The following is a 1,602-nucleotide window of genomic DNA, read 5'->3' as shown; positions in this document are numbered from 1 at the left end:
TGGCGCGGGGCGACTTCCGGCTGGTGCTCTCCCGGTACGCCGAGTCGGAGGCGGCCGGCGTCTCGACGGGACGTTTCGCCGGGCTCATCGGGACAACGACCGTCGGCTCGCTCATCGGCGCCCCGCAGTCCGCGGGCGTGATCCGCGCCCAGGTCCGCTTCGAGCCGGACAGCCCCCGTCACCTCAACGTCTGCCAGGTGCCCGACGTCCTGCCGTACCAGCTTCCGATCGGCGTCCACGCCGACCGCGGGCGGCCCGGGGTGATCGACTGGCGGGAGATCGACATCGTGGCCGACGAGGACCGGCTGCGGCTGGTGTGGCACCGGACCGGGGAGGAGGTCGTCCCCGTCAGGCCGCACATGCTCGGCATCCACACCGCTCCGCCGGTCGCCCGCTTCCTGTTCGAGGTGGCCGCCGCCGGCGCCGCAGCGTGGTCGCCGTGGAGGTGGGGGTGGTCGGAGGTGCTGCCGTTCCTGCCGCGGGTCCGGCATGGGCGGGTGATCGTCCGGCCGGCGCGCTGGAGGCCCACGGCCCGGCTGCTGGAGGCCGCCGCGGTGGCGGACGGGGCGTGGCCGGCCGAGGTCGAGCGGTGGCGGGAGCGCTGGGACGTCCCGCGGTTCGTGCAGATCGCGTCGGAGGACGAGACCTGCCCCCTGGACCTGGAGAACGCCCTTCATCTGCGCATGTTCCGGCAGGAGTTGACCTCACGCGACGTGGACATCTGCGAGGACCTGACCGCGTCCCCCTCCTCGTTCGGCTGGCTGTCCGGCCACGCGAACGAGGTCATCGTCTCGCTCGTACGGCGTGAGCCCGCGCCGGAGGCGCGGCGTCCCAGGGTGCTCGCGCACGCGTCCCGGGCGTCCGCTCCCCACCCGCCGGGCGGCGAATGGCTCTACGCCAAGATCTACGCTGCGGCCGAGGACCACAGCCAGATCCTCACCGGCCGGCTGGCCCGCCTCGCCGACAACATCGCGGGCCTCACCGACCGGTGCTTCTACACCCGTTACCGGGACCCCGACCCGCACCTGCGGTTCCGCGTGCACGGCGATCCGGAGGTGCTGCTCGGCAGCGTGCTGCCCGCGCTGCGGGAGTGCGTGGAACAGCTCCACGCCGAGCGTCTGGTGCGCCACTTCTCCCTTGACACCTACACGCCGGAGGAGCACCGCTACGGCGGCCGGGCCGCGATGTCCCACGCCGAGGAGGTCTTCGCCCTGGACAGCCGCTCGGCGGTCCGGCTGATGAGGCTGAGCGCCTCTGGTGCGCTGCCGCTGCCCGGCCCCGTCCTGGCCGCCGTCCACTACGGCGTCCTGCTCGACGCGCTCGGCGACTGGCCGTGGTGGGAGTGGGTGGACGCGGCCTTCCCGAACGTCGAGGCGCACCGCCGGTACTACCGCGCCCACCGCGTTCTGGCCCGCGCATGGATCACTCCGGGCCGGTGCCTGGAGACGCTGGTCCGGGGCACCGGGGCGGACGATCTGGAACGGCTGTGGAACGCCTCGCCAGCGCCTCGCGCGTACGGCGCGCTGGTCCTGGGCAACTCGGCGGACGCGCGCACCGCCACAGCCGTCGACGGCCTCCTGCACATGCAGCACAACCGCCTCG

General features: G+C 73.8%; 1 protein-coding gene. It reads left to right on the top strand.

From position 1 onward, the window contains the following. Positions 1–1,602: lantibiotic dehydratase (locus GA0115259_RS33265; RefSeq protein ID WP_161230532.1), on the top strand; the 1,602-nt coding region annotated here is incomplete at both ends.

This window comes from Streptomyces sp. MnatMP-M17 (assembly GCF_900091995.1).
Classification (GTDB): domain Bacteria; phylum Actinomycetota; class Actinomycetes; order Streptomycetales; family Streptomycetaceae; genus Streptomyces.
This window is presented reverse-complemented; position numbering and strand designations above follow the sequence as displayed.